This window comes from Nocardia albiluteola, assembly GCF_018860155.1.
GTDB classification, from domain to species: domain Bacteria; phylum Actinomycetota; class Actinomycetes; order Mycobacteriales; family Mycobacteriaceae; genus Nocardia; species Nocardia albiluteola.
Genome location: NZ_JAHKNI010000012.1, coordinates 216721 through 243316, shown reverse-complemented (window position 1 = coordinate 243316; position 26596 = coordinate 216721). Strand labels below are relative to the sequence as shown.

The 26596-nt window shown below is 68.9% G+C and carries 26 protein-coding genes; 15 read left to right on the top strand and 11 right to left on the bottom strand.

What is annotated here, in order from left to right; all coding sequences use genetic code 11:
- The first annotated feature begins 12 nt into the window (after window positions 1–12).
- The 3 genes from KO481_RS31055 to KO481_RS31045 all read left to right on the top strand — a co-directional run bounded on the left by KO481_RS31055 (window position 13) and on the right by KO481_RS31045 (window position 3622).
- Window positions 13–1593, top strand: a complete 1581-nt coding sequence (locus KO481_RS31055; protein ID WP_215922012.1) for a Na+/H+ antiporter — start codon at window positions 13–15, stop codon at window positions 1591–1593.
- 365 nt (window positions 1594–1958) lie between these two features.
- On the top strand, window positions 1959–2732 hold the full coding sequence (locus KO481_RS31050; protein ID WP_215922011.1) for an MHYT domain-containing protein: 774 nt from the start codon (window positions 1959–1961) through the stop codon (window positions 2730–2732).
- A 62-nt stretch (window positions 2733–2794) separates the two neighbouring features.
- Complete coding sequence (locus KO481_RS31045; protein ID WP_215922010.1) at window positions 2795–3622, top strand: rhomboid-like protein; 828 nt, start codon at window positions 2795–2797, stop codon at window positions 3620–3622.
- Here KO481_RS31045 and KO481_RS31040 read toward each other — a convergent pair.
- Window positions 3561–3956: a DUF952 domain-containing protein gene (locus KO481_RS31040; RefSeq protein ID WP_215922009.1), complete on the bottom strand. Its 396-nt coding sequence runs from the start codon at window positions 3954–3956 to the stop codon at window positions 3561–3563. The genes KO481_RS31045 and KO481_RS31040 overlap by 62 nt on opposite strands.
- Window positions 3957–4333: 377 nt before the next feature.
- On the opposite strand from KO481_RS31040, the gene KO481_RS43490 reads away from it, so the two are divergent.
- Window positions 4334–4528: a DUF7455 domain-containing protein gene (locus KO481_RS43490; RefSeq protein WP_245401709.1), complete on the top strand. Its 195-nt coding sequence runs from the start codon at window positions 4334–4336 to the stop codon at window positions 4526–4528.
- 140 nt (window positions 4529–4668) lie between these two features.
- Here KO481_RS43490 and KO481_RS31035 read toward each other — a convergent pair whose 3' ends face one another.
- Together KO481_RS31035 and KO481_RS31030 are read right to left on the bottom strand one after the other, a co-directional pair.
- Entirely contained in the window at window positions 4669–5733 is a 1065-nt protein-coding gene (locus KO481_RS31035; RefSeq protein WP_372452151.1) for an alpha/beta hydrolase, read from the bottom strand.
- A gap of 272 nt (window positions 5734–6005) precedes the next feature.
- Window positions 6006–6716, bottom strand: a complete 711-nt coding sequence (locus KO481_RS31030) for a TetR/AcrR family transcriptional regulator C-terminal domain-containing protein (RefSeq protein ID WP_215922093.1) — start codon at window positions 6714–6716, stop codon at window positions 6006–6008.
- A gap of 241 nt (window positions 6717–6957) precedes the next feature.
- Between KO481_RS31030 and KO481_RS31025 the strand changes: the two genes are divergently transcribed.
- Window positions 6958–8799 carry a DEAD/DEAH box helicase gene (locus KO481_RS31025; protein WP_215922092.1) on the top strand — a complete coding sequence of 614 codons (1842 nt, stop codon included), beginning with the start codon at window positions 6958–6960 and terminating at the stop codon, window positions 8797–8799.
- Between the two features lies 1 nt (window position 8800).
- A complete protein-coding gene (locus tag KO481_RS31020; protein ID WP_215922008.1) occupies window positions 8801–9358 on the top strand; it encodes a hypothetical protein in 558 nt (185 codons plus the stop codon).
- 156 nt (window positions 9359–9514) lie between these two features.
- Here KO481_RS31020 and KO481_RS31015 read toward each other — a convergent pair whose 3' ends face one another.
- Window positions 9515–10255 carry an SDR family NAD(P)-dependent oxidoreductase gene (locus KO481_RS31015; RefSeq protein ID WP_215922007.1) on the bottom strand — a complete coding sequence of 247 codons (741 nt, stop codon included), beginning with the start codon at window positions 10253–10255 and terminating at the stop codon, window positions 9515–9517.
- A 105-nt stretch (window positions 10256–10360) separates the two neighbouring features.
- Here KO481_RS31015 and KO481_RS31010 point away from each other — a divergent pair, with 105 nt between their 5' ends.
- Complete coding sequence (locus tag KO481_RS31010; RefSeq protein WP_215922006.1) at window positions 10361–10969, top strand: TetR/AcrR family transcriptional regulator; 609 nt, start codon at window positions 10361–10363, stop codon at window positions 10967–10969.
- 4 nt (window positions 10970–10973) lie between these two features.
- Here the strand turns inward: KO481_RS31010 and KO481_RS44130 are convergent, their stop codons facing one another.
- Together KO481_RS44130 and KO481_RS31000 are read right to left on the bottom strand one after the other, a co-directional pair.
- Window positions 10974–12722 carry a vWA domain-containing protein gene (locus KO481_RS44130; protein ID WP_215922005.1) on the bottom strand — a complete coding sequence of 583 codons (1749 nt, stop codon included), beginning with the start codon at window positions 12720–12722 and terminating at the stop codon, window positions 10974–10976.
- A 78-nt stretch (window positions 12723–12800) separates the two neighbouring features.
- A complete protein-coding gene (locus KO481_RS31000) occupies window positions 12801–13859 on the bottom strand; it encodes an ATP-binding protein (protein ID WP_215922004.1) in 1059 nt (352 codons plus the stop codon).
- A 179-nt stretch (window positions 13860–14038) separates the two neighbouring features.
- Between KO481_RS31000 and KO481_RS30995 the strand changes: the two genes are divergently transcribed.
- The 3 genes from KO481_RS30995 (at window position 14039) to bfr (ending at window position 15618) form a co-directional block, all read left to right on the top strand.
- Window positions 14039–14647 (top strand): methyltransferase family protein, encoded by a 609-nt coding sequence (locus KO481_RS30995; protein ID WP_215922003.1) that lies wholly within the window; start codon window positions 14039–14041, stop codon window positions 14645–14647.
- Window positions 14648–14741: 94 nt separating this feature from the next.
- Window positions 14742–14984, top strand: coding sequence for a (2Fe-2S)-binding protein (locus tag KO481_RS30990; RefSeq protein WP_308166826.1), 243 nt, complete (start codon window positions 14742–14744; stop codon window positions 14982–14984).
- Between the two features lie 151 nt (window positions 14985–15135).
- Window positions 15136–15618: a bacterioferritin gene (gene bfr / locus KO481_RS30985; protein WP_215922002.1), complete on the top strand. Its 483-nt coding sequence runs from the start codon at window positions 15136–15138 to the stop codon at window positions 15616–15618.
- A gap of 46 nt (window positions 15619–15664) precedes the next feature.
- Here the strand turns inward: bfr and KO481_RS30980 are convergent, their stop codons facing one another.
- On the bottom strand, window positions 15665–17392 hold the full coding sequence (locus KO481_RS30980; protein WP_215922001.1) for a DEAD/DEAH box helicase: 1728 nt from the start codon (window positions 17390–17392) through the stop codon (window positions 15665–15667).
- 126 nt (window positions 17393–17518) lie between these two features.
- On the opposite strand from KO481_RS30980, the gene KO481_RS30975 reads away from it, so the two are divergent.
- Window positions 17519–18652 (top strand): YihY/virulence factor BrkB family protein, encoded by a 1134-nt coding sequence (locus tag KO481_RS30975; protein ID WP_215922000.1) that lies wholly within the window; start codon window positions 17519–17521, stop codon window positions 18650–18652.
- 21 nt (window positions 18653–18673) lie between these two features.
- Here KO481_RS30975 and KO481_RS30970 read toward each other — a convergent pair whose 3' ends face one another.
- Both KO481_RS30970 and KO481_RS30965 read right to left on the bottom strand, forming a co-directional pair.
- Window positions 18674–19699 carry a GlxA family transcriptional regulator gene (locus KO481_RS30970; protein WP_215921999.1) on the bottom strand — a complete coding sequence of 342 codons (1026 nt, stop codon included), beginning with the start codon at window positions 19697–19699 and terminating at the stop codon, window positions 18674–18676.
- A gap of 12 nt (window positions 19700–19711) precedes the next feature.
- A complete protein-coding gene (locus KO481_RS30965; RefSeq protein WP_215921998.1) occupies window positions 19712–20449 on the bottom strand; it encodes a VOC family protein in 738 nt (245 codons plus the stop codon).
- A 218-nt stretch (window positions 20450–20667) separates the two neighbouring features.
- On the opposite strand from KO481_RS30965, the gene KO481_RS30960 reads away from it, so the two are divergent.
- Window positions 20668–21924 carry an MFS transporter gene (locus tag KO481_RS30960; protein ID WP_215922090.1) on the top strand — a complete coding sequence of 419 codons (1257 nt, stop codon included), beginning with the start codon at window positions 20668–20670 and terminating at the stop codon, window positions 21922–21924.
- Here the strand turns inward: KO481_RS30960 and KO481_RS43480 are convergent.
- On the bottom strand, window positions 21895–22254 hold the full coding sequence (locus tag KO481_RS43480) for a DUF3099 domain-containing protein (protein ID WP_308166837.1): 360 nt from the start codon (window positions 22252–22254) through the stop codon (window positions 21895–21897). The genes KO481_RS30960 and KO481_RS43480 overlap by 30 nt on opposite strands.
- 241 nt (window positions 22255–22495) lie before the next feature.
- On the opposite strand from KO481_RS43480, the gene KO481_RS30950 reads away from it, so the two are divergent.
- Both KO481_RS30950 and KO481_RS30945 read left to right on the top strand, forming a co-directional pair.
- Window positions 22496–22729, top strand: coding sequence for a DUF3039 domain-containing protein (locus tag KO481_RS30950; RefSeq protein WP_215921996.1), 234 nt, complete (start codon window positions 22496–22498; stop codon window positions 22727–22729).
- A gap of 309 nt (window positions 22730–23038) precedes the next feature.
- Window positions 23039–23944, top strand: a complete 906-nt coding sequence (locus tag KO481_RS30945) for a lipase family protein (RefSeq protein WP_215921995.1) — start codon at window positions 23039–23041, stop codon at window positions 23942–23944.
- A gap of 162 nt (window positions 23945–24106) precedes the next feature.
- On the opposite strand, the gene KO481_RS30940 is transcribed toward KO481_RS30945, so the two are convergent.
- Window positions 24107–25315: an MFS transporter gene (locus KO481_RS30940; RefSeq protein ID WP_215921994.1), complete on the bottom strand. Its 1209-nt coding sequence runs from the start codon at window positions 25313–25315 to the stop codon at window positions 24107–24109.
- A 118-nt stretch (window positions 25316–25433) separates the two neighbouring features.
- Between KO481_RS30940 and KO481_RS30935 the strand changes: the two genes are divergently transcribed.
- Window positions 25434–26375 carry a LysR family transcriptional regulator gene (locus tag KO481_RS30935; protein WP_215921993.1) on the top strand — a complete coding sequence of 314 codons (942 nt, stop codon included), beginning with the start codon at window positions 25434–25436 and terminating at the stop codon, window positions 26373–26375.
- Window positions 26376–26596: the final 221 nt, after the last annotated feature.

Sequence of the window (26596 nt, the reverse complement as noted above, 5' to 3'; positions counted from 1 at the left end):
GACTGATCGGTCGTGGATCAGTTGGTTTTGGTGTTCATTCTGGCGTTCGCGACGATCCTGGCGCAGCCGCTGGCGCGGTGGACCGGGCTGGCCCCGGCGGTGCTGATGACCGTGTTCGGACTGATTCTCGCGGTGATTCCGGCGGTGCCGAACATCAATCTGGAACCCGAGCTGATCCTGCCGCTGGTGCTGCCGCCGCTGCTGTACGCGGCCGCGCGGCGCACGTCGTGGCAGCAGTTCGCGAGCAGTGCGGGGCCGATCCTGTTGCGCGCGGTGGGCCTGGTCGTCGCGACGGCCGTGGCGGTGGCCGTGATCTTCCACCTCTGGTATCCGGCGGTTCCGGTGGCCGCGGCGCTGGTCCTGGGCGCGGTGGTGGCGCCGCCGGATCCGGTGGCCGTCAGCGCGCTGGCCGAGCGGCTGGGGCTGCCGCGGCGCCTGATGAGCGTGCTCGAGGGTGAGGGCCTGTTCAACGACGTGACGGCGATCGTGCTCTATAACGTCGCGGTGCAGGCGGTGGTCACCGGCAGCTTCTCCGCGTGGCACACCGCCCTGGAGTTCGTGCTGTCGGCCGTCGTCGCGATCGTGGCCGGACTGGTGCTGGGCTGGGTAGGCAGCCGCATCATGCGCCGCCTCGAGGAGGCGCCGTGGCAGGTTGCGCTGGGCTTGCTGCTGCCCTTCGCCGCCTACGGTATCGCCGAGTCCGCGCACGGGTCCGGGGTGCTCGCGGTACTGGTGTGCGCGCTGTATCTGACCGATGCCGCAACCGATTTCAGCGACAGCGACTACCGGATCGTCGGCGATTCGTTCTGGGATGTCATCGACATGCTCGTGACCGGATTCGCCTTCGGCCTCATCGGCCTGGAGCTGTCCTCGGTGCTCGCGGCCACCGGGCCGGACTGGCCGCGCCTGCTCAGCGGCGCGGGGATCGTGATCGCGCTGGTGGTGGGGCTGCGGCTGGTATGGCTGATGGTCAGCACCGCCGCGGTCCGCGGCTGGTGGTACAGCCGCACCGCGGACGAGCCGTATACCTGGCGCGAGACGCTGGTGACCTGGTGGGCCGGCATGCGCGGGGTGGCCACGGTCGCGCTCGCGCTGGCCGTGCCGCTGACCACCGATGACGGTGCGCAGTTTCCGGGCCGCCCCGAGATCCTGTTCACCGCGTTCGCGGTCGTGCTGTTCACGCTGCTGCTGCAGGGCACCACGCTCCCCGCGGTGGTGCGGCTGAGCCGCGTGCAGGCCGACACCGAGGCCGAGCGCGCCCTCGAGCGCGACCTGTGGATCCGCATCCTGCGCGCCGAACTGGCCCGCCTGGACAAGCTCGCCGTCACCGACCAGCTGCCGCCCGCGGTCCACCAGCGCCTGCGTGACGGATTCGAACGCCGCCTGGCCCATGCGGACCCGGCAACCGCGGACAACGTCAAGGATGCCGACAAGCCGCTGCGATACTCCCGGAAAATCCGTGCGATCAGCAACGAGGTGCTCGAGGCCGGGCGCGCCGAGGCCCTGGCCGCTCGCCGCGAACCCGGAATGCCCCCGGATCTGGTCGACCGGCTCATGCGCCGCCTGGATCTGCGCCCGGCGCCCTTCGTCTAACCGTGGCCCCGGCACGGCCCCGTCGATCCGGGCGCGGCACGCATCCGCCCGGCGCTCGCAAATCCGCTGTGCGCCGATGCCTTTCGGCTATGAGCTCGCCGCGCGGCGGGTGCACCCGGGCGTGCTGCCGGACATTCGCCCGATTCCGAAGCATCGGCGCTCCAGTGCCATTGACGTACTCGCGACACGCCGATCCAACATGCTCGGGGCCGTGACAGAGTCGTTACCTGCGGACATGCCGCCAGCAAACTCAGCTATTTACAGGAACTAAGTACTTCAAATTTACTACCTGTGAGTATCCGGCTAATGTGCGGGAGTGTCGTCGCCCGTTGGGTCCTGCGGCGACTCGCTAGCAAGGAGTTGGCATGTCGGAGATCAACCAATTCACCTACGGGTGGCTCACCCCCGCCCTCGCATACCTCATGTCGGTCATCGGGTCGTTGCTCGCACTGCGCTGCATGACCCGCGCCCGCACCAGCCCCAAGCCCCGCGGCTGGATCATCACCGCGGCCCTCGCACTGGGCGGCACGGGCATCTGGGTCATGCATTTCATTGCGATGCTGGGCTTTTCGGTGCACGGCGCGACCATTCGCTACAACATTCCGATCACGATCCTGAGCGCGCTGGTCGCGATCGCCGTGGTGTGGATCGGACTCTCACTGGTGGTCCGCAGGCAGGGCGATCCCACCGCGCTGCTGATCGGCGGCACCATCACCGGCCTGGGCGTGGGCGCGATGCACTACGCGGGCATGTTCGCGATGAAGTCCAACGCCCAGATCAGCTACGACCCGTGGATCGTGCTGCTGTCGCTGGGCATCGCGATCGCCGCCGCCACGGCCGCGCTGTGGTTCGCCATGCACGTGCACGGCATCCTGTCCTCCATCGGCACAGCCCTGGTCATGGGCGTCGCGGTCACCGGCATGCACTACACGGGCATGTACGGGATGCACACCCAGGGCTCGGACGGTATGGCCATGCCCTCGGGTGCGCAGGCGCACGAGCTGCTGACCCCGCTCATCATCGGGGTGAGCATGCTGACGATCCTGCTGTTCCTCCAGGTCGGCATCACCGACCCCGACGAGCCGGACCTCACCCGCATCCAGGGCCAGCGCGCGAGCAGGTACTGGCCCAGCCGCTGACCGATTCCCGACACACCTCGCCGTTGTTGCTCCAGCCACGGCCGACCCGCCAGACTGATCGCGTGCCCGCCTCGGTGCTGACCCGCTACCGATCCCCGTGGACCCGGACCGTCGACGCCGGGACGGCCCTGCATGGACTGCGCGAGTGGTGGCGCGGACCCGAACGGCTGACCCGCGCGCTGCGGGCCCTGCGGGACCTGCTCGGCGACGCACCCGCCAGCTGCGCCTACGCGTTCACGCTGTTCGTCACGTGGTGGACGCTGCGCGGAATCAGCGATTTCGCCGGGCACCGGCTGATCCTGTCGCAGTCGACGAATCTGCACAACATGCGTCGCGAGCCGGTGCAGGTGCTGGTGGCCTCCGCGTTCTGGACCGAGGGCGGGTTCCCGTGGGGCACGATCATCGGATTCCTGATCGTCATGGCCTTCGCCGAACGCTGGCTCGGCACGCTGCGCTGGATCTTCGTGTTCGCGGTCGGGCATGTCGGCGCGACGCTCATCGTGGTCACCGGGATCTCCTACGCGGTGCACCACCACCTGATCCCGCTGAAGGTCGTCCTGGCCACGGATGTCGGTTCGTCGTACGGCTTTTCGGCGGTGCTGGCGGTGCTGGCGTTTCATCTGCGTGGCGCCACCCGGGTCGCCTGGATGCTCGCGCTGGTGGTCTGGTACGGCCTGGGTGTGTGGCGCGGGCACACGTTCACCGACTACGGCCACCTGACGGCGGTGCTGCTCGGCTTCGTGCTGGGCGCGGCCTCGCTGCTGATCTCGCTGCGGCTCGAACGGTGGCGCGACGGTCAGGCCCGCGCCACCACGACCGATCCCCTCGCTACTGCGCCGAGCCTGCCAGCTCCGGATACGTCCCGTCCGGACCCGGCCGGTAGTCGGTGACCGAGACCACCGCCGCGGCCGGGAGCGGCCCGTACAGGTGCGGGAACAGCATCGAGTCCGGATCGGACGGAACTCCCGGCTCCCATTTCACCGGCGAACCGAGCCGGTCCGGATCGAGCCATAGCAGAACGACATCATTGCGCCCGGCGAACAGCCGATTGGCGGGAAGGTGAACCTGACGCGGGGCAGAGAGGTGCACGAATCCCTCGGAACCCAGTGCGGGCGTGCGGCGCACGCCCTCGGCCCGCGCCCGATCCCATTCCTCCCGGGTGCACAGGTGAACCAGGCTGCGCGCGTTGGCAATTGGGGCACTCGCGGCGGAAACGGCGTCCATGAAACGACTTTAGCTCATAACGACAAGGCCTGGCCTGCGAGTTTGCCGGATCTCGGGTGTGAGCGCCCACGCCCCGGGGTAATCTCCGAACAGACAACTGGATCGGCGTGGCAGCGGAGGTGGGAACACTGAACGAGCAGGTGTTTCGCGGGCGTCGAACCAGCCCTGGGAGGTTTGTTCGCGCACAGCGAAACTCCTGGTCATGTTAGGGAAAACACAGTGAAACATCCTCGGGAACAAACACCCCGTCTCAAACGTCTGACAAAGTAGTCACGTAGCCCCTGCTGGGAAGTAGCGGAAGCGAGCTCGCGGAGTAGACCGACGAGCCCCACACCAGGCGAACGGTCTTCTGCACCGGGAGCCAGGACGGAGGAGTCATGCCAGGAACCCTGACTAGCACCCCACTGACCGCGGTCGACCGATGCGACCGCTGCGGTGCGGCCGCGCGTGTACGCGCAGTCCTTCCCGCAGGTGGTGAGTTGCTCTTCTGCCAGCATCACGCCAACGAGCACGTGGATCGTCTCCGCGAGCTCGAGGCCGTGATCGACACGGAGTCGGCACCGGCGCTGTAATCAGCTCCTTACGTCCGATCAACCTGAGACAACTGAATCGTCCAAATGAAACCCCGTGAACGGGCGGCCCCTTGCGGGCCGCCCGTTCCGCTGTCCCCGAAACGCCGTCCCGAGCCGTGGGCACACCATGGGCCATGGCATCACACTCCGAGGCCCTTCGCCAGCACGGGCCAGGAGCGCATGAAATTGTCCCGCCAGTACCCCCACGAGTGGGTGCCCGAGGGCTGGAAGTTGAAGGTCGCCGGAATCCCAAGGTGACCGAGCCTGGCCGCGAGGTTGTGGGTGCAATAGTTGACCCCTGCCTCGATAACGCCGCCGATGATCATCTGATCCGCGAGCCCGCCGACGCCGGGCAAGGCGTACGGGCCGTCGAGGGTGTCGTGTGGCCCCGGCAGGCCGTTGCCGGAGGACACGTACAGTGCCAGGCCGCGCAGCCGGTCGGCATGCAGGTACGGGTCGTTGGCGGCCCACTCCGGCGCGCCGACGGGACCCCACATGTTGTCGGTGTTGCCGCCGCCCCAGACGTCGACGGTCATCTGGATGTATTTCGAGCCGATCGGATCGCTGGTCTGGGCGCAGCCGCTGTAGGCCGCCGCGGCCCGGTACAGGCCCGGTTTCGCGATCGGCAGCGCCAGCACCGTGGTGCCCGAGGTCGACAGTCCCGCAATGGCATTGACGCCGTTGGTGCCCAGTGCGGCGTTGACGACCGGCGGCAGTTCCTCGGTGAGGTAGGTCTTCCACTTGTTGCGACCCAGGTGCGGATCGTCCTTGATCCAGTCGGTGTAGTAGCTCCACGCGCCGCCGATCGGCTGGACCACGTTGACGTTCTTGTCGGCCATGAACGTGCTGACGATGTCGGTGTTGTAATCCCAGGTGGCGGTGTCCTCCCCGCCGCCGGCGCCGTTGAGCAGGTACAGGGTCGGGCGCGGCACCGAGGCGTCGGCCGGCCGGTGCACATCGACGGGGAAGCTCTGGCCCATCGCCGCCGAATACACCGTCAGGCGGATGTCGCGGTTGTTCAGGAGCCTGGTGGATTCGATCCGGGAGCCGTCCGGTGCGGACACATAACCCAGCAGGGAGCCCGACGCCACGATCGGATCGCCGCCCCGCGCGGTTCCGGTCCCGATATCGATCGCCGTGAGCAGCACCGCGGCCGCTGTGACCGCCGCGGTCCTGACCGCGAGGCGTGCCCAACGAAAGTTCAACTGCGAGCCCTTCCGATCGTCACCGGCGGTCCGCCGCACCGATCCCGCGGTCCGCCCTGGGAACTCACCGATACCGTTCCCACAAGACAGCAATTACTCAGCAAGCTACGTTCGATACAGTAGTCGACGCGGCGATCCGGATCGACGCGGCTCGCTGGCCGCCGCCGAACGACATCGCGGACTACCGAGTCGGTTGAAGGTGCGCGCGCGACCGGAGGGAAAACGATGCAGGACGCGTGCCGCGCGGCCGACGGTGCACCGAATGCCGACGGCTATCGGCGGCCGATCTGGATACCGTCCAGCAATCGGTCGAGTCCGTAGGCGAAGGCGATGTCGGGGTTGCCGGGAGCCTGGTATGCCTCGCCGGCGGCGGCACCGACGCGCATCGCGAGCGGAAACTCCTCCGCGGGAACGACTTCCGTCAGCACCGGGCCGTACACCTCCCACCATTGCGCGTCGCTCATCTCCTCGGCGCTGCGGGCGGCGGCGACCGCCATGCGGGCATTGCCGGTGGCGAACTCGGACAGCACCGCGATGATGCGATCCATCTCCAGATCCGTCAGGCCCAGGCCCTCCAGCGCGGCGAGCTGGCGTTCGTAGCGGCGCATCAGGCCCGGGCCCAGCACCTGCCGCCAGGGCGGCACCTCCAGCAGCCAGGGGCGGGCGAGCAGTTCGGCGCGGACGCCGTGCGCGATCGCGGCCATCCGCTCGCGCGCCGGGAGTGCCGGATCGATGGGCGCGTCCCACATCGCGACCGCATCGACCATGAGCACGATCAGCGCCTCCTTGCTCGGCACGTAGGTGTACAGGCTCATCGGGCGCAGGCCCAGGTCGGCCGCGACGGCGCGGATGGAGACGCGGTCGTAGCCGTCGCGGTCGGCGATGGCGATCCCGGTCCGGACCACCTCGTCGACGGTGACGGCCTGCCGCGGCCCCCGCAGTCCCTGCCGCGGCGGCAGGGACTCGCGCCACAGCAGACCCATCAGGCGGGCGGCCTGGTCAACGGCCGATTCGTCGGGCACGGCACTCCTCGCGGAATTTCGGTACGATGTACGGAGTTACAATACACCGTACTCCGTACGTTGATAAGAGAGGCTCATTCTGCCCGCCACTGCCCCGCCCAGCCAAGACTCGCGCACGCCCCAGCGGCCTCTCAGGCCCGCCGACCGGGAAGGAGCCTCCGTGCCCGCCGCCCTGCACGCCACCTACCTGCCCGACCGTCACATGTTCGCCCTGTGGACATGGACCGGACGGCACCCGGGCCCGGCGCCCGCGGGAGGTGAGCACGCGACCATCGCCCTGGCAACCCCCTCGTCCGACGGTGCTTTCGCCATCACGGACGTCGAATGCGTTCTAGTGGAACCGGATCGCTACGCCGAACAGCTCGATATCGAATCGCCCCTCGCGGCCGACCGGCCGTCGGACGATCCCCTCACGGCGACCAGAGCGGGACGCACGCCAGCCGATCCACACGGAGACGCTGCCCCGTTCCCCAGCCCGTCGTTGCATGCGTGGCGCGACGCGCTCCAGGGGCGCGACGATACCCGCGCGCTGCCGCCGGCGGCGCATGCGGTGCCCAATGCCGCAGGGACCGAGATCGTTTCGGCGGAGCGGGCGATGCGGGCGCTGACCGGAACGCTGGCGGTGAGCGCCGAGCTCGGCACCACGCTGAACGCACGGCTGCGGCCGTATCAGGCCCGCGGAGTCGCCTGGCTGCGCGAAAGCACAGCCCTGCACGGCGGTGCCGTGCTGGCCGACGAGATGGGGCTGGGAAAGACCCTGCAGGCCATCGGATTTCTGCTCGGCCGGGCTGCGGAACCACAGCTGGTGGTCTGCCCGACGTCGCTGGTCGGGAACTGGACGCACGAGATCGAGCGGTTCGCGCCGGGACTGCGGCCCCTCCCGTGGCGCGGCGGCACGCTGGCCGGCCTCGCCGCGGGTTCGGTTGTGATCACCGGTTATCCGACGCTGCGCGGCCACGCCGCGGCATTGACCGAACAGCCCTGGGCCACGGTGATATTCGACGAGGCCCAGGTGTTGAAGAATCCGCGGACACAGGTGTCCCGGGCCGCGCGGGCGCTGTCCGCACGGGCGCGTGTCGCGCTCACCGGCACTCCGATGGAGAACCACCTGGACGAGCTGTGGGCGCTGCTCAATCTGATCGCGCCGCAGGCATTCACGCATCGAGCGCAGTTCCGGCGGCGCTTCGTGCGGCCGATCCACGAGGGGTCGGCCGCCGCTGCGATCCGGCTGCGGGACACGCTGGAACCGATCGTCCTGACCCGCACCAAGTCTCAGGTCGCCGCCACCCTGCCGGCGAAGATTCACTGCGATCTGACCTGTGATCCGACCGCCGAGCAGGGGCGGCTCTACGACGAGGTGCTCGAGCGCGCCGAGGCCGAGGGTTTCGGCTCCGGCGCGCAACGGCATTCGAGGGTGCTGGCCGCGTTGACCGCGCTGAAACAGGTGTGCAACCATCCGGGGCTGATCTCGGGGGATCTCGACGAATTGTCCGGCCGCTCCGGCAAATTCGATGTCTGCGCCGACATCCTCGCCAACAATGTCGAACTCGGCGCCCCGACCCTGGTGTTCACCCAGTACCGCCGCACCGGCGAACTCCTGGTGCGGTACTGCGCCGAGGCGCTCGGCGTGCGGGCGCCGTTCTTCCACGGCGGGCTGAACCAGGCCGAACGCGCCGAGATGGTGGCCGAGTTCCAGGCGCCGGACGGTCCGCCGGTGCTGATCCTGAGCCTGCGCGCCGCGGGCACCGGACTGACCCTCACCCGCGCCGCGGACGTCATCCACTTCGACAGGTGGTGGAATCCAGCGGTCGAGGCGCAGGCCTCGGATCGCGTGCACCGCATCGGTCAGACCCGCACGGTCACCGTCACCACCCTGACCACGGACACGACCGTCGAGGAACACATCGCGGGCATGCACGCCCGCAAGTCCGCGCTCGCCGACCTCGCCGGTGGCGCCGGGACCGAGACCGGCACCGTCGCGGCGCTGGCCCGCCTCGACGACGACCGCCTGCTCGACCTCCTGCGCCGAAAGCGAAGCAATTGATATGACCGACAACGAATTCGGCTACACCGCCTGGGGCATGGACTGGGTCCGCCTGGCCGAACCCCTGCGCACGACCCACCCCGAGCCGCTGCTCCCCCGCGCCCGCAGCATCGCGCGCAACGCGGGGGTGCACACCGAGATCGAGGGCACCGCGGTGCGCGCATCGATCCACCGCGGCGCCCAGGCCTCGGTCACCTACCTGGAACTGACGCCGCTGTCCGGCAGGGCGATCACCGCCATCGCGGCGCTGATCCCCACGGACACGGTCGAACTGGGCGACGCCGCACACGCCGCGATCACCGCCTCGGGCATCACCGTGGCCCCGCAGCCGCGCAGCACCGACTGCTCCTGTTCGGCCCGCACGCCCCGCTGCCTGCACGTCCTGGCGACCTACTATGCCCTCGCCCGCCGAATCGACGAAACCCCCTGGCTGGCATTGGATCTCCAGGGCTACCGCGCCGCCGCACCACCCACCGGCAATGACCCGGCCACCCCGCCACCCCGCTGGACACCCCTCGACACCCTGGACCCGGCAACATATTTCGGAACCCTGACCTGAACCACTGTCGCCGCGAACTCGGATGACACCCGGGACAGCCCGATCCGGCCGCTTCGGTGATTCAGCGTCAAGGGCGGAGGTCCCGGCGACTCCGATGACGCCGCGCGCAGCGCCCCCGGCGGACGACGAACGCCGGGCCGACACCAATGACGATGCTCAGGCGTTGGTGCCGCTGTCGACGGTAAGGGTGGCGCCGGTGATGCTGCGGGCGCCGGGGCCCGCGAGGAATTCGACGGTGGCGGCGACGTCGTCGGGGACGGCGAAGCGGCCCAGCGGGTTGAAGGACAGCTGACCGGCGGCGTGGTCACCCGTCGCCGGATTCATGTCGGTGTCGGTCGAGCCGGGCTGGACCAGGTTCACCGTGATGCCGCGCGGACCCAGTTCGCGCGCAAGGGCTCTGGTGAATCCGTTCAACGCGGACTTGCTCAGGTTGTACAGCGACACACCACCGAAGAGGGCGCGTTCGGACAGGTTCGAGCCGATGCTGATGATCCTGCCGCCCTCGGTCATGTGCGCGACGGCGGCCTGCGCGGCGACGAACGCGGCGCGCGCGTGGATGGCCAGCGCCTCGTCGATCTCGGCGAGGGTGAATTCCTCGAACGGCTTGGCCGGGAAGATGCCCGCGTTGTTGACCAGGATGTCGATGCGCCCGAGTTCGTCCGCGGTCCGGCGCACGGCCTCGACCACCTGTGCCGCATCGGCGCTGTCGGCCCGGATGGCCAGCGCGCACGGCCCGAGCGCCCTGATCTCGGCCACCACCTTGTCGGCGGCGGCCTGGTCGCCGCGATAGGTCAGCGCCACGTCCGCACCGGACGCGGCCAGGCGCCGGGCGATCGCCGCGCCGATCCCCCGGCTGCCGCCGGTCACCAGGGCCGCCATGCCGGACAGGTCACTCATCTGCACTCCCAATTCTGTGTCGATCCATACATAAATAACCCAAGCAGACGCCGGGCGACCACGTCAAGGGGTATATTTAGCGATCGACACAGAAAGGATCCGGCCATGGCGGAACGCGGACGCCCCCGCGCCTTCGACCGCGAGCTGGCGCTGCGACGCGCCATGGAGGTGTTCTGGGAGCACGGCTACGAGGGCGCCTCGATGGCCGACCTCACCGCCGCCATGGGCATCGGCTCGCCCAGTCTGTATGCGGCGTTCGGCTGCAAGGAGGCCCTGTTCCGGGAGGCCGTGGGGCTGTATTCGCGCACCGACGGCTCGCACACCGCGCGCGCGTTGCGCGAGGAACCGACCGCGCGCGCGAGCATCGAGGCGATGCTGCGCGACAACGCCGTCGTCTATACCGCCCCCGACAAGCCACACGGCTGCATGGTCGTGCTGGCCGGATCCACCTACACCACCCGCAACACCGAGATCCGCGACTTTCTCATCGAAAAGCGCACGCGCACAACCGAAGCCATCCGCGTCCGCCTGGACCGCGGCATCGCCGAGGGCGACCTGGACCCGGCCACCGACACCGCCGACCTGGCCGACTTCTACGCGACGGTCCTGTTCGGCCTCTCCATCCGCGCCCGCGACGGCAGCCCCCTACCCGACCTCGAGCGCACCATCGACCGCGCCCTGGCCGCGTGGCCCGAGGTGCGGGTTCCGAGGTGATTCGTCAGCGCATGCGGAAGACCGGCCCGCGCGGACGAAACGGCAGGCCCGAGCCCGCCGGCATCAGGTAGGCGTGTTCACGGCGGATGCGCAGCACGTCGCATTCGCCGTCGGTAATGATCAGGATCGGGCCATCGGGCGGAAAGTCCTCGGCCCGTTCGAGCAGCCGGATGCCGGGCTGCAATTGGGTGCCGCCGCGGCCGCGCACCCGGACGCGGCCGGCTATGTCGTCGACCGGCAGATATCCGGCGTCGTGCGCGGCGGCATCGCAGAACACCACCCGCGCGGACGGGACGTCGCGGGCGCGGGCATAGGCGGCGATCGCGCCCAGCCCCTTGCCCATCAGGGCCGCCGACATCGAGCCGGACGTATCCAGGACGACGCCGAAGGTGGGCAGGCGGACCGACTCGTCGGGCCGCGTCCACGCCGGACGGGGGATGTCCGGGGTCGAGGACTGCCGGCGGGAGGCCCGGGCATAGCTGCGCCGCTTCTCCACGACCGGAACGAATTCGTCGAACCAGCGCGCCAATTGGGCATCCCACGGCAGCGGCGGCTGGTCCAGGGCGCGGATCGCCTGCTCCAGCCCGGCGGGCAGCAGGCCGCGCCCACCGGCCAGGTGGTAGGCCAGCCCGGTGGACAGCGCGCCGCGGTAGTAGTCGTCGAGATCGATGTACCGGCCGGGAGATCCGCCGTGCGGCAACGGTTCCCCGACGATGTCACCGCGCCCGCGCCCGCGCAGCGTGGCCAGCTTGCGCATGCGGCGCAGATCGCCCGCGATGCGATCGTAGATGTGTTCGGCCGAAAGCCCTTTCAGCTCCGGATCGTAGAGCAGGCCCTCGGGCAGCTCACCGACGCCCATCTCCACCAGCCACCCGTTCACCACGTAGTCGCAGGCCACATTGAACAGGTAGGGGTCACGCCACTGGTTGCGCTCCCCGTGACGCAGTGCGGCATGCAGCATTTCGTGGGCGAGCACGAAGCGCCACTCCTCCGTGGAGAGTCCGGCATACGGGTTGATGTAGATCTCGGCCGCCTCGGCATTGACCGCCGCGATCGAAATGTCCCACCCGCGCGCCACATCCGGATCGGCGACGATCGTCATCCCGGCCGCCAGCGCCCCCAGCAGCGGATACGAGGAGACGAACCAGTTCAGCGCCTTGTCCCACGGCCGCAACACCTTTCGCAGCCCGGCCGCGACATCGCGCCCCGCCGCCTCCAGCGCGTCCCGGGCGGCTTCGGCGATACCTGCGGCGAAATGCGCGCGGTGGTCTGCGTTCTTGGCGATCGCCTCGGTGCCGAGGAGAAAGTCCGGAAAGTCCTGCCGCCGATACGGTTCCGGCACACCGTCTCCGCGCCACCGTTCGGCCAGCGCCTGCTCGTCGGCCCCGCCGGGCGGCGGCGGCAGGTCCACCGGCTCGCTGCCGATCTTCACCGTGCGCAGGTACTGATCGACGATCGCGCAGCAGGCCGCCCGGTGCACGGGATCCGGCTGGTGCTGCGCGGGCAGCCAGTCGCCGGTCACGCGATTCGGCTCGAGCGCGTGCCCGGGCACGCCGCGCGGATCGAGATGCCCGAAACCCGCGTGCAGCAACAGATGTGCGAAGACCCAGGCCCACTCGCCGGCCTCGGCCCGCCGCCTCGGATTGCACACGACGCCGCCGTGCGGCCCGATCACGGCCCAGACATCGGCGGGCAGCACCTCGGCCTCCCGCATGCCGCACGGGAGGCGCCGGAAGATGGGATGCTCCCGCACCGCCCGCCAGCCGGCCTGCCGCTTCTCCGCCCATGGATCGGGCGTCTTCGGCCTCCTACGCGCACCTCCCGCCACGGATCACCGCCGCGCCGCCAGCCGCGGCAGATCCCGCGTGACCTCGACCAGGAACCACGACGGCAGCACCGGCACCCCCTCGTCGTCGGAGGCGATCACCAGCTGCGCGCACTCCACGGAGATCTCCGCCAGCTCCGTCAGCATCGACTTCGCCCGCAGCACAAAGCGTTTCACCCCACCCGAGGCGTGCTCACGGGAGGCCGGGAGCTCGCGGACCAACCGCGCCCGGAACGTCTCGGACAGGAAGTACAGCAGGTCGCGGTCGCCGGGATCGCGCGGCCACGACGCGTCGCCCTTGATCACCGCCTCCAGGTCGAAGGCGTGGCGCGCGGTCTTGACGAACGCCCGGAACCCCGAGGCGTGTGCGGTGGTGAGGGTGCCCGAGGCCAGGATCCACAGCGTCTGGTCGGGGATCTCGTCGCCGTAGGAATGCAGTGCGTCCGAGAGCATGTGCCATCCGCGCGGGGTGGAGAACGGCTGCTCGGTCTTGGGCGGCGCGGACCACAGATGATCGGGCCGCTGCATGAGATATTCGACGACCCAGCGGTGAATTCCGTTGTGCGCGGCCCATTTCAGCCAGTCGTCGACATCGGCGCGCAGGTGCACGTGCACCATGCGGTTCACCAGCGCCGAGGCCATCGGCCGGGCCAGCGCGTTGTCGGTGGCCCGATTCCCCGCGCCGATCACGACCGATCCGGCGGGCAGTTCGTAACTCCCCACGCGCCGGTCCAGGATCAGCGAATAGAACGACTTCTGCACCTCCGCGGGCGCGGCATTCAGCTCGTCCAGGAACAGGCAGTAGGGCTGGGCGCGGGCGATCATCTCCGGCGGCGCGAATCGGCTGCGATCCTCCACGATCTGCGGCACCCCGATCAGATCCTCCGGCGCCAGCTGGGTACCCAGCAGCGTCACGCACTCCAGCCCCAGCGATTCGGCGAACGCTCGCACCAGCGAGCTCTTGCCGATACCCGGTGCGCCCCACAGGAATACCGGCCGTACCACCGCCACGTGCAGCAGCAGCTCCGGCAACTCCTCCGGAGTCACCGAGACGGTCGCCTCCACACACCCTCCCCTACCTTCTGCCATATCTCGCATGTGCGTCGCACGCCGTCGAGACCATGGATCGGTGGTCCAGAGTAGATCCGCGCCCAGGGGCCCTCCACCGAATTTCCACCCGCGGGTGGACGGGAACCGGCTGGCGGGTGGTGCCGGAGGGGGCGTCGCCGGAGCACCCTGAAGGTATGAACATCGTGCACCTACTGACCCTCGTCGCCGGACTGAGCATCGACGTGGTCGGAATCGTGTGGCTCGGGACCGCGGTGTGGTTCGCCGCGGTGCGGCCGGGCACCCTGCGCGACAAGCTCGGGCACTTCGCCCGCACGCTGCTGCCCGAGCCGTGGATGATCGCCGGACTCGTCGTGTTGAGCGTCGTGCTGCATCTGCTGCCGCGCTCGATCTGGGACCCGATCACCTGGAAGGCCGCGGCCCTGACGGCCCTCGGGTCGGTGCTGATCATCGTGTCGGCCGGGCTCATGGTCTGGGCACGGCTGGCCCTGGGCACCATGTGGGCGGGCAGGCCGATGATCCAGCGGAATCACGAGCTGCGCACCGACGGCCCGTACCGGATGGTGCGCCATCCGATCTACACCGGACTCCTGGGGCTCATGCTCGGCGCGACCCTGCTGTCCGGATTCGGGGCCGGGGTGGTGCTGCTGGCCTTCGTCACCGCATGGTTGCTTCGCCGGGTCCGCGTCGAGGACACCATGCTGATCGACACCTTCGGCGACGACTACCGCGATTATCGGCACCGGGTTCCCGCGCTGGTTCCACTCGCGCGGCCCCGCGCCTGACGCCGATCGGAAAACAGGGGGGTCACAACGACGGCGATCCGTGATATACATAAGGCGAGGCTTACTTCATAAGGGGAGGCTAACCTCCTCCCCGGTGCCTCACCCCGACCGACGCTCCCGCACCTCGAGGCCCACCGTGTACGTCTGTATCTGCAATGCCGTCTCCGAATCGGACGTGCACAGCTGCGTCGCCGCGGGCGCCTGCTCCACCAAACAGGTCAAGAACGCTTGCGGATGGAAGCCCGGCTGCGGCAGCTGCACCCGGCGCCTCGCGGAGGTGTTCGGCCAGGCCATGACCGCCACATCGGTCGCATCGGCGCAGGCCCCGGCCGCCTGACACGCCGCCGAGTAAACCGGCCGACCGGATTGTCCCGGTATAGCCTTTAGGCCAGCCTTGCTTCGCTGGGGCCGAATTTGCTTGCAGAAAGCCGAGACACGCTGGCTGTTATAGCAACGGCGAATATCCTGGTGTGCCACGATCACACCCCATGGAAGGCGACAAGGAAATCATCGCGCTGCTCAACGAGCAGCTCACGGCCGAACTGACCGCGATCAACCAGTACTTCCTGCACGCCAAGATGCAGGAGAACTGGGGCTTCACCAAGCTCGCCAAGCACACGCGGTACGAGTCCATCGACGAGATGAAGCATGCGGAGATTCTCACCGACCGCATCCTGCTCCTCGAGGGACTGCCCAACTACCAGAAGCTCAACACGCTGCGCATCGGGCAGACCGTGCCCGAGCAGCTGCGGGCCGATCTGGCGGTCGAGGTGGAGGTGGTCAACCGGATCCGCCCGGCCATCGAACTGATGCGCTCGCGCGGCGACGCCACCTCCGCGCGCATCTTCGAGACCATCCTCGAGGACGAGGAACACCACATCGACTACCTGGAAACCGAGCTCGAACTGCTGAACACGCTCGGCGAGCAGCTGTACCTGCAGCGCTACACCGATACGCCCGAGGGCGACTGAGCATCTCCACCGGGCCGGGTTCGAGACGGCCCGGCGGAGATATCCGCTACATCCGGCGCAGGGCCGAGATGCGTTCGGAGAGCTGATCGGCCGTGGCCAGCGCCGTGGGCGGACCACCGCATTCGCGTCGCAGCTCGCCGTGGATCACCCCGTGCGGCTTGCCGGTCCGGTGGTGATGCATGGCGACCAGGCTGTTGAGCTCGCGGCGCAGCTCGCCCAGCTTGTCCGCGGTGGCCACGCGCTCCGAGGCCGCGGCCACCTGCGGGCCCGCCTCCGCCGCGGCGGTGCGCTCGGCCACCTGACGAGTCTGCCGATCGCGCAGCAGCGCACGCATCTGGTCGGCATCCAGCAGCCCGGGAATGCCGAGGTAGTCGGCCTCCTCGTCGCTGCCGGAGAAGGTCGCGGTGCCGAACGAATCGCCGTCGTAGATCACCTGATCCAGCTCGGCATCCGCGGCCAGCGCGACGAACTTCTTCTCCTCCTCGCCCGGCTCGTCCTGCTGCTTGTTCGCATCGATCAGCAGTTCGTCGTCCAGGGCGTTCTTCTCCCGGTGCGGCTTGCCGATGACGTGATCGCGCTGAACCTCCAGCTGCGCGGCCAGATCCAGCAGCACCGGCACCGAGGGCAGGAACACGCTCGCGGTCTCCCCGGGGCGCCGCACGCGCACGAAGCGGCCGATCGCCTGCGCGAAATACAGCGGCGTCGAGGCGCTGGTCGCGTAGACCCCGACCGCCAGGCGCGGCACGTCCACCCCCTCGGACACCATGCGCACCGCGACCATCCACGGCTCGGTACTGCGGGCGAACTCGTCGATCCGATCCGAGGAGCCCGGATCGTCGGACAGCACCACCGCCGGCTTGGTGCCCGAAATGTGTTCCAGCAGATCGGCGTAGTCGCGCGCCTTCTCCTGATCGGTCGCGATGACCAGCCCGCCCGCGTCGGCCATGCCCGTGGCGCGCAGCTGTCGCAGCCGGGTGTCGGCCGCGATCAGCACCTTCGACATCCAGTCGCCCGCCGGATCGAGCGCGGTGCGCCACGCCCGCGCGGTCTGCTCGGCGCTGAGCGGCTCGCCCAAGCGGGCGGAATACTCCTCCCCCGCGCTGTCGCGCCAATGTGCCTCGCCCGAGTACGCCAGGAACACCACCGGGCGCACGACGCCATCGGCCAGCGCCTCGGAATAGCCGTAGGTGTGATCGGCCCGCGAGCGCGGGAAGCCGCTCTCGTCGGGCTCGTAGGTGACGAACGGGATCTGGCTGTCGTCGCTGCGGAACGGGGTACCGGTCAACGCCAGGCGGCGGGTGGCGTCGCCGAACGCCTCGGCGGTCGCCTCGCCCCAGCTCTTGGCGTCGCCCGCGTGGTGGATCTCGTCGAGAATGACCAGGGTGCGGCGGTTTTCGGTGCGCACCCGATGCTTGAACGGATGCGAGGCCACCTGCGCATACGTGACCACGACGCCGTGATAATCGCCGGAGGTGCCGCCGGTGGAGTTCGAGAAGTTCGAATCCAGCGCGATGCCGGTGCGCGAGGCCGAGGCCGCCCACTGATGCTTGAGATGTTCGGTGGGCGCGACCACGGTGATCTGATCGACGGTGCGATCGGCCAGCAGCTCGGCCGCCACCCGCAGCGCGAACGTGGTCTTGCCCGCCCCCGGTGTCGCGACCGCGAGAAAATCGCGTGGCTTGGTCGTCAAATACCTGGTCAGAGCCCTGCGCTGCCATGCACGTAAAGAACCGCCACCACCCGAAGTCACTCGAAGGAGAGTACCGATCCGCACCGACAGAAAGGTAATCCGACACTGTGTGAGTGCTTACGCCCGGCATGACTGTGACGCTCCCCACCGGCGACACGATCGGCCGCTGCGCGCGCATCCCGCGCGCGGGTGGGCGATGCTGTAGGCAGCATGGACGCTCACGACACGCCGGACCCGCACCGCGACGGACCCGCAACGCCCGCCGGACCCGCAACGCCCGGGCCCGCGCCGCACGCTGCGCCGCCCGCGCGGGCCGTTGTGCCCGGGCGGTGGTTGGCGCCGGTGATCGGCCGGATCATCCACGCATTGCTGCGGCTGTGGGCGTTCGTGGCGCGCGTGGCCGTGAAATCCTGGGACGACGAGATATTCGGCAAGTCCTCCGCGGCCGCCTTCTGGCAGACGCTCTCGCTGGCCCCGCTGCTGCTGGGTCTGCTGGGCTGCCTGGGCTACGTCGGCGGCTGGTTCGGGCCCGACACCGTCCACATCGTCGAGTCCAAGATCATCACCTTCAGCCGGAACCTGTTCAGCCCCACCGTCGTCGACGATCTGATCGCCCCCACGGTGCGGGATGTGCTGCGGCGCGGGCGCGGCGCGGTGGTGTCGATCGGGTTCGTGCTCTCGCTGTGGGCCGGATCGTCGGCGATGGCGACCTTCGTGGACGCGATCGTGGCCGCGCACAATCAGCAGGACGCGCGAAATCCGGTGTGGCAGCGCATCTTCGCCCTGCTGCTGTATCTGCTGTTCCTGATCGTGTCGGTCTTCGTGCTGCCGCTGGTGGCGCTGGGACCGACGTTGATCGGGCGGGCACTGCCGCTCACCTGGCGCGAACCGGGGCTGCGGCTGATCGACGCGTTCTACTACCCGGGCACCGGCCTGCTGCTCATCGTCGGGCTCACCACGCTGTACAAGCTGGCCCTGCACCGGTCGCTGCCGTGGCACCGGCTGTTCGGCGGCGCGCTGATCGCGGGCGTGTTCTTCATGACCGCGAGCACGATTCTGCGCGGCTACCTGGCCTGGGTGGCCCGGACCGGAATCAGCTACGGCGCGCTGGCCACCCCGATCGCCTTCCTGCTGTTCACGTTCTTCCTGGCGTTCGCGGTCATTCTCGGCGCCGAGTTCAACGCCACCGTGCAGGAATTCTGGCCCGCCCGTAGGACCCGTTTCGACCACATCCGCCGGCGGCTCGTGCACCGGATGCGCGCGCGGCGCAACGTATCCGGCGGGGCCGGCCAGGCTGCCCCGGCGCCGGAGGACCCGGCGCACGGAACCCGCCCGGCCCCGTAGCGCACATCGAATGGTTACTACTCAATGGGTTACCGCGTGCCGCACCGCTCGAAAGGTCTTGCGGTAGGCCAGCGGCGGCACGCCCAACTCGGCCCGCATGTGGTGGCGCAGCGAGGACGCGGTGCCCATGCCCGCCGCCCGCGCCACCTCGTCGATCGGGAGTTCGGTGGTCTCGAGCAGGTGCCGGGCGTGCCGCAGGCGCTGCTGCAGCAGCCATCCGCCCGGGGCCTGCCCGGTCTCCGCCTTGAAGCGGCGGGTGAAGGTGCGCACGCTCATGCGGGCATGGGCGGCAAGGGAATTCAGGTCCAGGTCGTGGTCGAGATGGCGCAGCATCCACGCCCGGGTGGGCGCGGTGCCGTCGGAACCGTCGTCGGGGACCTGACGATCGATGAACTGGGACTGGCCGCCCTCGCGCCACGGCGGAACCACGCAGTAGCGCGCCGCTCGATTGGCGACCTCGCTGCCGTGATCGGTGCGCAACAGCTGCAGGCACAGATCGAGCCCCGAGGCCAAACCCGCTGCGGTCCAGATGTTTCCGTCCTCGACGAACAGCAGGTTCTCGTCCAGCAGCACGCGCGGATACAGCCGTCGGAAGTCGTCCGCGAACGACCAGTGCGTGGTGGCCCGGCGGCCGTCGAGCAGCCCCGCCGCGGCCAGCACGAACGCGCCGGTGCAGATGGACACGACACGGGCATCGTCCCGGATGCTCCGCAGCGCCCGCGACAGATCCGGCGGCAGCGTGCCGAACCGGCGCGCCCCGGGCATCTGGGTACCGGGCACGACCACGGTATCGGCCGTGGTCAGCAGCTCGGGCCCGGCCTCGGGGATGATCGCGTAGCCCATCGTGGACCGGACGCTGGAGGTGTTCAGGCCGCATATCTTCACGTCGTAGAGCGGCGTGCCATCCGGCGCCTCTGCCGAACCGAGCACGGTCGGCGGGATCGTCATGTCGAAACCGACAACCGGCTCCAGCGCCAGCACCGCCACGGAGTGCGGGCGCGACGTTTCGGACTGTGGCGCAACCGATTCCGAGAGCATCCCTGCCATCTACCCGCTCCCCTACTCCGTCACGCGACTGGTGTGCGGGTCACGGCTGGTCAGGCAGTACGTGCCGCCCGCGGGATCACTCATCACCGCCCACGCCCGGCCGCCGCCGACCCGGCGTGCGCCCAGCCGCTCGTGCCAGGCCACGACCGCGTCGACGTCCGAGCACGCCATATCCAGATGCGCGGACGGCGGACGGTCTTCGTTCAAGCGCTGCAACAGAATTCGGATCGGCAGCCGCGACGGCACCGCCAGCCGGGCGAATTCGGGGTCGGTGGTGGGGGTTAGACCCCACCCGGTGAACGCGGACCAGAAGCGGACCTCGTCGTCGAATCCCGCGGGCCCGATGTCCAGGCAGATCTGATCGAGGCGGCTCAGGGCACCGTCCGGCGACGGGACGGCCGGCGGCGCCTGCTCTCCGTCCTCGACGGTCAAGCAGAACACCACGCCCCGCGGCGAGCGCAACACCGTCCAGTCGTCGTGTGCGGCAACCAGGCTCGCCCCGTGGCTCAGGGCCGCGCGCCGCGCCGACTCGGGATCGTCCACGTCCAGGTCCAGGTGTGCACCGCCGGGCCCGCCGACCGCCTGGATCCGGAGACAGGGGTCGCCCGATTCCGGCAGCAGGGTCGCGAATTCGCCTCGCTCGCCGCGTCGTTCGGACAGGCGAGCGCCCGTCACCCGCGCCCAGAACGCGCCCGCCGCGTCGAAGCCCTCAGCGGGGCGATCGATGAATGCGGTATTCCAGCGGATCATGGCGCCTCCCACGGTGGCCGGATCGAGTGGCCAGATATTGACGGATTGTGGCACTCCGGCCACTCGTACCGCAACCGAATCTCGGGGACGATCTTCCGGTGACCGAACTGCAGGACCCGGCCCGCGGCCCCGAAGCCGCCGGGCGGAACGACGCCCTCACCTCCGACGCCACCGCGCCGCACCTCGGCGCGCGGCCCGCCCGCACCGGCCCGTTCGGCATGCACCCGGCCTGGTTGGTCGCGGCCGCCGGGTTCGTGGCGCTCATCGGCGCGGCCGGATTCCGATCCGCACCCAGCGTCCTGATGGACCCGCTGCACCACGAATTCGGCTGGTCGCACGGCACGATCGGCGCCGCGGTCTCGCTGAATGTGCTGCTGTACGGGCTGATCTCGCCGTTCGCGGCCGCACTCATGGACCGCTTCGGCATCCGCCGGGTGGTGGCGTGCGCGCTGCTGCTGGTGGCGGCGGGCGCCGGACTGACGGTCTTCATGACCCGGCCGTGGCAGCTGCTGGCGACGTGGGGGCTGCTGGTGGGCGTCGGGGTCGGATCGATGTCGATGCCGTTCGTGGCGACCATCAGCACCCGCTGGTTCGTCGGGCATCGCGGGCTGGTGACCGGCGTGCTCACCGCGGCCGGCGCGACGGGTCAGCTGGTATTCCTGCCGCTGATCTCGGCGCTGGCCCAGGCCCACGGCTGGCGGACGCCGTCGCTGGTGATCGCGGGCGCGGCCCTGGCGGTGGTGCCGGTGGTGCTGCTGTTCATCCGCGACTTTCCCAGCGATATCGGCGTCACCGCGTACGGCGCGGAACCCGGCAGCCAGGTCGGGGTACGCAAGGAACTGGGAGGCGGGGCCGCACGCGCGGTGACGGTGCTGTTCCACGTCGCCCGCAGGCCGCAATTCTGGCTGCTGGCAGGGGGTTTCATGGTGTGCGGTGCCTCCACCAACGGGCTGGTGGGCACCTATTTCGTTAGTGCGGCCCACGATCACGGCATGCCGCCCACCACCGCGGCGAGCCTGCTGGCCACCGTCGGCATCTTCGACGTGGCCGGAACCATCGCCTCGGGCTGGCTCACCGACCGCACCGATCCGCGCTACCTGCTGGTCGCCTACTACGGGCTGCGCGGGCTGTCGCTGGTTATCCTGCCGTCGCTGCTCGCGCCGGACACCAAACCCAGCATGTGGGTGTTCATCGTGTTCTACGGACTCGACTGGGTTGCGACGGTGCCGCCGACGGTCACATTGTGCCGCAGGTATTTCGGCGAGGACGGACCGGTGGCGTTCGGCTGGGCGTTCGCCTCGCATCAGCTCGGCGCGGCCCTGGCCGCCACCGGAGCCGGCATCATCCGCGACATGCGCGGCAGTTACGACCTGGCCTGGTACATCGCGGGCGGGCTGTGCGCGGGCGCCGCGATCATGTCGGGATTTCTCCGCTCGCGGCGCGCCTCATCCGTCGATGGAGCGGTTCCGGCCTGACTCGAGCGCCTTGTGCTCGGCGCGGCGCCCGTCCCACCGGCTGGGCTCGTCCTTGCGGCGGGGCGGGCGGTCGTTCGCGACGAGCACCGCGATCCACGGCAGCGGAACCGAGACGCCGATGATGGCCAGCGAGATCAGCGCGTTGTGCCACTCACCGTAGGCAATCGCGGCCAGCACCAGGCAGGGGATGCGGAACCCCATCAGGATCGAGTACCTGCGCACCCGGTCCCGATGCTGCTGCTCCAGCGAGGGCGCGGCCTCGGTGATCAGGACCGGCCTGTCCTCCTTCGACGGACGGAAGAACCCCTCGCGCTTGCGCGGCGGCGGCACCGGGCCCTGATTCAGGGTGTCCCGGAAGAAACCCTCGCCGTGCACCGCATCCGGCGCCGGGACCTCGACCTCGGGTTCGGAGCCGCCCGGGGCGCGGTCATCAGGGGTTTCGCCGTCACGCTGCATACCTCGAGTCTTCCACTCCCCCGTGACGAATGCACATGCGGTAATCCACCGCCAGGCGAACAAACCCCCGAGGCTGCGGCGACGGCCTGGGCGCCGATGCGGCATCATGGAAGGGGTGAGCACCGATACCCTGGTTCGCCCGGATACGACCACCGACGAGTCGACCGGTAGCGATATCCCCAAGTACTTCCATTACGTGAAGAAGGAGAAGATCGCCGAGAGTGCCGTCATGGGCACCCACGTCGTGGCCCTGTGCGGCGAGGTGTTCCCGGTCACCCGCTCGGCCAAGCCCGGCTCCCCGGTCTGCCCGGAGTGCAAGCGCGTCTACGACATGATGAAGAAGAGCTAACCATTTTCGCTGGTCAACGGGTTGCGGGCTGCTGAACTAGCCCCCAGAGTGCCATTTTGGTGCTAGCACACCGTTGGATCGCGAACCGGCTCCGTTCCATTCTCAGCGCTCAACGACCACCACTGTGGTGCAGGTTTCAGGGTTGGTGGACCGGCAACGCCCGCTGTGCGTCGAAGCGATAGCGGGAGGGCGTGGTCGCCGTCCAACGGTGAAATGCTCGCCGGAAGGCGCTCGGTTCGGAGTAGCCGAGCCAGCGGCGGCGATGTCTATCTCCCAGGAGAGCATCCTCCGGCCGGGGGCTGGCGGGTTGTGTCATGGGGCCACGGCACGACGGGAATCACCTTCGGCTGCGCGCCGAACCTCACCGGGGGCATTACCGGGCCGATCAGTCAGACACCGTACCTGTCGCAATTCCTGGACGCGGGATACGCCGTCGCGGCAACCGATTACATCGGGCTGGGCGCACCGGGCGTCATCGAGTACCAGGCCGGACGCGCGGAAGGGCATGCGGTGCTCGACACCGTGCGGGCCGCCCATCGGCTCGACCCGGCGATCTCGACCACCGCGGTCTCGGCTGGCCATTCGCAGGGCGGACACGCCGCGTTGTTCGCCGCGGCCATCGCCCAGCAGTACGCACCCGATATCGACGTGCGCGGCAGCCTCGCCTACGCACCGACCAGCCACGCCGAAGACATCGGCACCCACCTGATGGGACCGGCCTTTCCGACCCTGCCGATAGGAAATGACCTGCAGCTCAACCTCATTCTCATTCTCATTCTCGCGGGCCTCGACCATGCCCGGCCCGACCTCGATGTCGACGGTTATCTCAGCGACCGCGGCAGGCAGGTACTGGCGATAGCGAGAAAGGGATCAGGCTGTCTGACGGAGCTCAAAGCGGCCGTACACGGACAAGCCCTGGGAACCCTGGTGTCCCATCCACTGTCGGACCCGGCGTTGGTCGCCGCACTGCAGGATTATATGGCGGTACCCGCGCACGGCTATCGGGCGCCGATCACCCTCGAACAGGGTGTTGTCGACGACATGCTGCCAGCACCGTTGACTGTCACACTGGCCCAACAGCTTTCGGCCAATACGAGCCCGACCCGCCTGAAGCTGTATCCAACCGCGAACCACTTCACCATCCTCTCGCAGGCATCCGCGGACGCCCTCGGCTTCCTGAACGAACACATGCCTCCCACCGGCAGCAGTCGCTGAACCGAGACTTCTACATCACGGTCGGCCGAAACGTCCTGTCGGCGCGAGTTCCGCCGATGGTCGAAGAATGCGCCCGCAGTCAAGCACAGCGCGCTACAAAGGCGGACATTCGTTCTGAACCCAGTCGGTAGAGCCAATCGGTAAATCTCAGCCGCTGAGCCCCTACGCGTGGGTACTGTGCGCTGCCCATCGGGCGTGAAGTAGCGCGGCGCCCAGTGCGAGAGCCACCGTCAACACGGCCGAGGTCAGGAAGATCGTACCGATAACGCCCCGGCTCACAAAGGGACTCGCGATCGCGGTAGCTATGGAGCTGCCCAGGAAGACCGCGCCGACGAAGAACGAGACGGCCGTGGCGCGAGCCGCGGGTGCGGCGGAGATCGCCCAAGTCTGCAAGGAACCATGCAGGAACGAGTTCGACAGCCCGATGACGACGGCGGCCGCTGTCAGGGCGATGACGGACTTCGCCCCGGCACCGGCGATGACGAAAGCGATGGTCAGCAAGCCGCCGCCGATCGCGATCAGCCGGGAGACGTCCATCCGTGAGGAAACCCGCCGCATGAGCCAGGACCCTGTGACTATGCCCAGTCCGTAGGTCGCCGCGAGCGCACCCGCGGTGGCCGTGGACGCACCCGCATGCTGCAGGGCCGGGGCGACGAAGGTGAAGATGCCGAGCAACAGACCCCCCTCGACGATGCCGAGGAAATACAGCAGGACCGGCCAGCGACCGAACGCCGACCGAATCGATCGACTACCCACATCGACGGACGTCACGGATTCGGTTGTGCGCCAGGTCAACAGCAACATGACCACAGCGCCCACCGCGGTCGAGCCGAACGGGACGCGCCAGTCGGTCCAACTCCCGACCGCACCGGCCGCCAGGGTCGCCAGCGTCGTTCCCAACGCCGTGAACGTCTGTAGCGCCGACACCTCACGCAGCCGCTCGATGCCGTCGTATCGATCGCCGATCAGCGTGAGGACGGTCGGAAAGAGCGCACCGACGAACAGTCCACAAACGGCCCGGCTCACCAGCAGCAGTGGGAAGCCGGGGCAGACGACTGTCGCGAGGCTGGAGACGAGCATTCCGAGCAGAGCGACCCGGATCACCCGGCCCCGCCCTACACGGTCGCTGAGAACTCCCCAGAGAGGTTGCCCGATCGCATAACTGAAGGCGTAGACCGTCACCAGCGCCGCGGCAGCGGTGAAGCCTACGCGCTCGTGCAGCGCGATCAGCAGGATCATCGGCGCCGTGGCGAAGCGGTCGTAGAAAGACAGAAAGCCCATGGCCCGCAACACCTTGCGTCCGATCTGCCGCGGGCGGGCACGCTCCACTCCGATGGCGGTGGGTGGCATCGGCTGCGTTACCGAAGACATCGCTGGTCCCCTTCGATGGGTTGTCGAGTTACTCGTGTCTTCGACTCTCACAACTCCGAGGAGATTGGTCAAAGATCTAGTTCCACTGACATACATAGGGTTTTCCTATACTGATGAGGTGGACATCAGATCGCTCGGATACTTCATCGCCGTGGCGGAGGAGGCCTCGTTCACGCGCGCCGCCGAACGCTGCCACGTCGCCCAGCCCTCCCTGAGCCAGCAGATCCAGGGACTGGAACGCGAACTCGGCGAACCGCTGTTCGAGCGCCTACCCCGCCAGGTCCACCTCACCACCGCCGGACAGGTCCTGCTCCCCTACGCCCGCGTCGCGATCGCCGCCGTCACCGCGGCGAAGGATGAATTCGCCTACCGCGCCGGCGGACTCACCGGGACCCTGCAATTGGGGCTTGTCGAGGGAATCGATGCCGACGCGGTCGCCGGAGTGCTCGGCCGGTTCACCACCACGTATCCGGGCGTGACGTTGACGGTGAGCGGCGGCACCAGCGCCGAACTCAGCTCCCAGGTGACCGACCGCCGGCTGGACACCGCCGTCATCGCGCTGCCGGTCGACGGGTTGACCAGCCACCTCGCTCACCGCGTCGTCCACCGCGAAGAGATTGTCACCATGGAACGACCGAGCGAGGAGGGCGGGCAGCCCGCCCGGGACCGCAGACCGGCATCCGACCTGACGGGCGTCCAGGTCATTACCTACAACGAGGCCAGCGGCGTCCATCCGCATATCATGCGCTACCTCGACGGCCACGCCGCGTCTCCCCGAATCATCTGCGCGGCAAACGATCCGGCGCTCCATCGCGCCCTCGCCCGCCAAGGCCTGGGCATCGCCATCACCGCGGCATCCGACCTGTCCACCGCCGACGCGACCGACCTCACCATCCGCGGCTTCGACCCGCCCCTGACCCTGACGAAAGCGCTGATCTGGCAACGCCACAACAACTCCCGAGTCCTCGCAGCCTTCCTCGCCCTCTGGAATCAATTCGCGCCCACCGCCAACCAGAAAGAGGACGTCCACCTCGACCGCGACATCACGCAGGCACCGTAGCTTCGCGTCGGCCGTCGAGGTGGGGGATCCGATCCCCGGAAACGACCAGTGGAGCTCGCGCGGGGTGTCCGTCTCCCGTTGGAGGTTCTCGGCGCTGGTTCGGATGTGGCAGCACTGACAGTCTTGCTTTGACGTTGACGTCAAGGTTTACCGTTGCCGCAGCAAGAAGTGCGAATTCTCCCACTAACACTCTTGTCCACGGTCGTGCCCGCACGGCAATG